Source organism: Actinosynnema sp., assembly GCF_052038725.1.
Genome location: NZ_JBQGCX010000842.1, coordinates 1 through 5606, shown reverse-complemented (window position 1 = coordinate 5606; position 5606 = coordinate 1). Strand labels below are relative to the sequence as shown.

At 76.1% G+C, this 5606-nt stretch carries 6 protein-coding genes; all 6 read right to left on the bottom strand.

The genetic code is table 11. The features are described from left to right. Positions 1 to 85: 85 nt before the first annotated feature. The gene (locus ACTUAL_RS17300) at positions 86 to 1411 is read right to left on the bottom strand and encodes an NAD(P)/FAD-dependent oxidoreductase (protein WP_440900995.1); all 1326 of its coding nucleotides are present in this window, start codon (positions 1409 to 1411) and stop codon (positions 86 to 88) included. Between the two features lie 149 nt (positions 1412 to 1560). Beyond that, a complete protein-coding gene (locus tag ACTUAL_RS17295; protein ID WP_440900994.1) occupies positions 1561 to 2172 on the bottom strand; it encodes a hypothetical protein in 612 nt (203 codons plus the stop codon). A gap of 143 nt (positions 2173 to 2315) precedes the next feature. After that, positions 2316 to 3608, bottom strand: a complete 1293-nt coding sequence (locus tag ACTUAL_RS17290) for a DUF58 domain-containing protein (protein WP_440900993.1) — start codon at positions 3606 to 3608, stop codon at positions 2316 to 2318. Then, positions 3605 to 4558: an AAA family ATPase gene (locus ACTUAL_RS17285; RefSeq protein ID WP_096491461.1), complete on the bottom strand. Its 954-nt coding sequence runs from the start codon at positions 4556 to 4558 to the stop codon at positions 3605 to 3607. The genes ACTUAL_RS17290 and ACTUAL_RS17285 overlap by 4 nt, the downstream gene beginning before the upstream one ends. Beyond that, positions 4555 to 5016 carry a hypothetical protein gene (locus ACTUAL_RS17280; protein ID WP_096491460.1) on the bottom strand — a complete coding sequence of 154 codons (462 nt, stop codon included), beginning with the start codon at positions 5014 to 5016 and terminating at the stop codon, positions 4555 to 4557. The genes ACTUAL_RS17285 and ACTUAL_RS17280 overlap by 4 nt, the downstream gene beginning before the upstream one ends. Continuing rightward, the coding region (locus tag ACTUAL_RS17275) for a DUF4129 domain-containing protein (RefSeq protein WP_440900992.1) at positions 5013 to 5606 on the bottom strand (594 nt) is incomplete at its 5' end. The genes ACTUAL_RS17275 and ACTUAL_RS17280, both read right to left, overlap by 4 nt.

The following is a 5606-nucleotide window of genomic DNA, read 5'->3' as shown; positions in this document are numbered from 1 at the left end:
GGCGCGTGCCCGCTACACCCAGTCGGCGTAGCGGGCACGGTGCCTGCTCCCGGTCGGTCCGGACGCCTCGGCGCCCGGTCCGCGGTCAGCTCCTCGCGGCGCGGTCGAACTCGGCCTTGGGCTCGTGGAGCTGGCCCAGCGCGACGACCTCGCGGCCCGAGATGAACGCCTGCGTCCAGTCGGCCAGCACGCGGAACTTGCGGTTGAACGTGGGCATGAACATCACGTGGTAGGTGCGGTGCATGAACCACGCCGGGAAGCCGCGGAAGCGCATCCCGAAGATGTCCGCCACGCCCTTGTACAGGCCCAGGCCCGCCACGGAGCCCACGTACTTGTGGAAGTAGTCCTTCGGCTGACCGCCGCGCAGCGAGGCGAGGATGTTCTTGGTCAGCAGCTTGGACTGCCGGATCGCGTGCTGCGCGTTGGGCACGCAGGTCGCGTTCGGGTCCTCCTCGGTGCGCGACAGGTCCGGCACCGCGGAGCAGTCGCCCGCGGCCCAGACGCCCGGCAGGCCGACGACCTGCATGGCAGCGGTGCAGCGCACCCGGCCGCGCTCGTCGAGCGGCAGGTCGGTGTCGCGCAGCATCGGGTTGGCCTTCATGCCCGCCGTCCACACGATCGTGTCGGCGTCGAACTCGGTGCCGTCGTCGAGGACGACGTGGCCGCCCTCCATCGACTTCACGCGGGTGTCGAGGTAGCACTTGATGCCGCGCTTCTCCAGCTGGTGCACCGTGTAGACGCCCAGCGAGGCGCTCACCTCCGGCATGATCCGGTTGGTGGCCTCGACCAGCACCCACTGCACGTCGGAGGGCTTGAGGCCCTCGTAGTAGCGCAGCGCGTAGCGGGTCATGTCCTCCAGCTCGGCCAGCGTCTCGATGCCCGCGAAGCCGCCGCCGATGACCACGAACGTCAGCAGGCGCTTGCGGCGCTCCGCGTCGTTCGTGCTCGCCGCCTGGTCCAGGCGCGACAGCACGTGGTTGCGGACGTAGATCGCCTCGCCGATCGTCTTCAGGCCGATGCCGACGTCCGGCAGGCCGGGGATCGGCAGGGTGCGCGAGACGGCGCCGAGCGCCGAGACCAGCACGTCGTACTCGAACTTCTCGACGTGGCCGTCGACCAGCTCGACCGTGACGGACTTCTTCTCGTGCTCGATGCGGGTGGCGCGGCCGGTGACGACGTGGCAGCGCTTGAGCACCTTCCGCAGCGGGGCCACGACGTGGCGGGGCTCGATCGAGCCCGCGGCGGCCTCCGGCAGGCAGGGCTGGTAGGTCATGTGCGGCTGCGGGTCGATGACGGTCACGGACGCCTCACCGGAGCGCAGCTTCTTCTGCAACCCCAGCGCGGTGTACATGCCGACGTACCCACCGCCGACGATCACGATCCGTGTGGGTTGCGACTTCACAGCAGCCATACCGCAATAGTCCCACCGCCAGGGCCCAACGACCCTGTCCACAAGGCCGGTTGTGACGACGGTCGCCACGTGATAGCAGACACTGTGCCCCGCACCTGCGACGATACCCGTCGCACCAGCGAGGATCGATCCAGTGGGCGGGACGGCGGCTACCCCCTGGACCGCAGGAGCAGCGCGGAACCCGCTGCGAGCGCGGTCGCGGCGGCCAGGCCCAGCAGCTCCAGCGGGACGGCCACCCGGCCCTGCGGCACTAGGCTGATCAGCCCTGCCGCGCCGAGCACGCAGAGTTGCACCGAGACGAACCTGATCGCGGGAACCCGGAGGGCGGACGGGTGAACCCTGGAGTCGAGCGGGAGCAGCGCGGCGAGGGCGGCGACGACGTGCAGCAGGTGCGCGAGGGCCGCGGCGACGAGGACGGCGGGGCGGAACGCCGGGGCGTCGGAGAGCGCGAGCGCGGCGGCGGTGGCGGCGATGACCAGCACGGGGGCGGCGCTGGCGGGCAGCGCGGCGGCCAGGCCGACCAGCGCGACGTGGACGAGCAGGAACGGCGGCTCGGTCCCCTCGACCGCCAGCACGCCGGTGAGGCCGCCGCCGACGAGCGCGACGGCGAGGCGCGACGACCAGCCGGGCAGGCCCCGGCCCAGGGGGACGGGGTCGGGGGGAGGGGCGGGAGCGCCCGCGGCGGGGACGTCACCGGTCACCGGACCGCCGGTCACCGGGCCACCGGCCGACGGGCCGTCCTGCGCCGCGCCAGCGGTCACCGGGCCAGCGGTCACCGGGCCAGCGGTCACCGGGCCAGCGGTCACCGAGTCGTCCCCCACCACGCCATCCCCCGCCGCGCTCGTCCCCGCCGAGTCCCGATCAGCCCGTCGCCCCACGTCGTCGCCTCCCCCGTTCACCCCGATCAGCGCCTCGGTCGGGTGGTCGCGTGCAGCGCCGTGGCCACGGCGGCGGACTCGCCGTCCCAGCGGATCACCGGCACGCCGTGCGAGCGCAGCGCCGTCACCCGGACCTCGTGCTCCAGCTCCACCACCCGCAGCACCGCGGGCCCCCACGCGGTCTCCCGGTCGGGCCGCAGGGCGGCGGGCAGCACGTCGACCGCCAGCACCGGGTGGCCGCGCCGCGCCGCGTGCACCGCCACCTGCACCACCTCGTCGTCCAGGAACGGCGACAGCACCACCACGACCGCCCCCGTCGGCGCCTGCCGCGCGTCCAGCACCGCCCGCTGCGACCACCCGGCGACCCGCGCGCACGCCACCAGCCGGGTGCGCAGCGCCAGCAGCTGCCGCCTGCCCGTCCCCGGTCGCAGCCACAGCGCGGGCCTGCCCAGGTCGACCAGGCCCACCCGGTCGCCCTGCCGCAGGTACGCCGCCGCCAGCGACACGGCGGCCCGCGCCGCCAGGTCCAGGCTGCCGCCGGGCCGGGGCGAGCCCCGGCCGCTCTCGGTCCACAGCGCGACGTCCGCCTCCACGTCCGCCCTGGTGTCCAGGGCGAGCACCACATCCGCGTCGGTCTCCGCGTGGTGCTCGCGGACGTGCAGGTTCCCGGTGCGCAGCGACACCCGCCAGTCCACCCGGCGCAACCGGTCGCCGGGCGCGAACGCCCGGATGTCGCGCAGCTCCACCGAGTCGCCCGGCCCGCGCGAGCGGTGCACGCCCACCAGGCCGCGCGCCCGCGCGGGCAGCAGCCCGGTCGGCAGGGGCGCGATGGGCGGCAGGATCGCCCGGCCCCACTCGGGCGCGGTCACCGGCCCGTGCACCACCAGCCCGTCCGGGCCCGCGACCAGGTGGTCCGGGCGCACGTCCAGGCCGTCGCCCCAGGTGGAGCGGTCGAGCACCACGCCGATGGCGGTCGCCCCGGCGGGCAGCAGGTGCACCGGGCCCGGCCCCTCGCGGCCGGGCACGGGCAGCCGCACGGCCACCAGCTCGCCGTCCGCCGCCACGTCGACCACCGCGCCCGCCTTGCCGATCTCGCCGACCCGCGACAGCAGGCGCACCCGCGCGTCCGGCGCGCCGCCGGGCGGGCGGAGCAGGGCGAGCACCGTGGTGAGCAGCAGCGGGGCGCCGAACAGCACCAGCACGACCCGGTGCGCGAGCACGCCCGCCACGACCAGGACCACGCCCAGCAGCAGGCCCCTGGCCAGCGCGTCCGTGCCGCGCCACGCGCCGGTCGGCCTTGCCCGCCCTGGCCCGGTCACCGCCTGCTGCTCGCCGGTCCGGGGACGCTGCCGAGCAGCTCGGTGACCACGTCGACACCGGTCGCGCCGGAGGTCCAGGTCTCGGGGCGCAGGGTGAGCCGGTGGGCGAGCGCGGGCACGGCGCAGGCCTTCACGTCCTCGGGCACGACGTGGTCGCGGCCGTCCAGCACGGCCAGCGCCCGCGCGACCAGCACGAGCGCCTGCGCGCCGCGCGGGGACGAGCCGACCTCCACGGAGCCGTGGACGCGGGTGGCGGCGGTGAGGTCGACGCAGTAGCGCAGCACGTCCTCGTCCACCGGCACCGCCTCTAGCCCGCGCTGGAGCTCGGCGAGCCTGCCCCCGGCCAGCACCGCGGGCACCTCGGTCTCCTCGCGGCCCCTGGCGAGCCTGCGGCGCAGCACCTCGACCTCCTCGTCGGCGGGCGGGTAGCCGACGGCCAGGCGCAGCAGGAACCGGTCCAGCTGGGCCTCGGGCAGCGGGTAGGTGCCCTCGTGCTCGACCGGGTTCGCGGTGGCGAGCACGTGGAACGGGCGGGGCAGCGGGAACGTGCGGCCCTCGACGGTGACCTGCTTCTCCTGCATGGCCTCCAGCAGCGCCGACTGGGTCTTGGGCGGGGTGCGGTTGAGCTCGTCGGCGAGCAGCAGGCCGGTGAACACCGGGCCTGCGCGGAAGTCGAACTCGCGGCTGCCGGGGTCGTAGAGGAACGAGCCGGTGACGTCGGCGGGCAGCAGGTCGGGGGTGCACTGCAGGCGGGTGAAGTCCAGGCTCAGCGCCTGGGCGAGCGAGCGCGCCATGAGGGTCTTGCCGAGGCCGGGCACGTCCTCCAGCAGCACGTGCCCGCCCGCGAGGACGGCGGCCAGCGCGAGCCGGGCGGTGTCCCGCCCGCCGACCACGGCGGTGCCGACCGCGTCCAGCACGGCGGCTCCCTCCGCGGCGATGTCCTCGATCACAGGTCCTCCAGCAGTCGGGCGAGCACGTCGGGCGGGGGCGCGGTGGCGCCGGGGTCGGTGAGCAGGGCGTGCAGCTCCGGGCCGAGCAGGCGGGCGGCGCGCGGGTCGGCCAGGTCGGCGACGCCGTGGCGCTGGCGGAGCCGGGCGAGCGCGAGGGCGCGCAGGCGGGGCTGGACGCGGGTGGTGAAGCGGGCGGGGTGCTCGGTGGCGTCGGCGAGGCGGCCCGCGAGCACGCTGGCCTGGTGGTGGGTGTGCTGGGAGCTGGTGGCCGCGTGGTCGCGCACGGGTGACCAGAGCACGTCGCCGCCGCCGGGGAGGCGGGTGGCGAGGTGGGCGAGGGCGGCGACGGGGAGGGCGGTGAGGGCGGCCCAGTGCAGGGGGGCGCCGAAGAGCAGGAGGAGGCCGCCGGTGAAGAGCCAGGCGGCGGTGGAGAGGACGGTCCGGGCGGTGGGGCTCACGAGGGGTCCCGGTCGGTCAGGTCGCGCACGACGGCCTCCAGGGCGGTGGTCGCGGTGCGCACGTCGGCCGCGGTGACCTCGGCGCTGCCGAAGCGGGCGCGCTGGTAGGTGCGGCGCAGGGCGGTGGTGGCGGCCGGGTCGACGTGGTGGCGGTCCAGGAGGGCGGTGGTGAACTCGGTCGCGGTCTCGTGCGGGGCGCGGGCCACGCCGGACGCCGAGGCGGCCCGCTCCAGTGCCAGCCAGGCGGCGACGACGGCGTCACCGGGCGGTCCGGCGTCGGGCGCGCTCAGGTCGGACAGCGCCCGGCGGGCGCCGGTGACCAGCTCGGGGGGCGGCGGACCGGGCACGACGGCCTCGACCCAGCCAGACCGCCCGGTGGCCGCGCGGCGCTTCGGGCGCCGGTTCAGCAGGTGCAGGGCCAGCAGGACCAGGAAGAGGACCAGAGCGGCGACCGCGACCACGATGGTGAACAGGGTGAACGCGGCGCTGGCCTCCGGCGGCGTGGCCGGGGCGGGCGGCAGCTCGATGGTCCAGGTGGTGCCGGTGAGCGGGGTGGGCGGGGTCGGGGTGGGGGCGCGGTACTCCACCGG

Bases quoted from the DNA above. Each gene is read 5' to 3' on its own strand.
- ACTUAL_RS17300 (WP_440900995.1), bottom strand. From the start codon at position 1,411: ATGGCTGCTGTGAAGTCGCAACCCACACGGATCGTGATCGTCGGCGGT.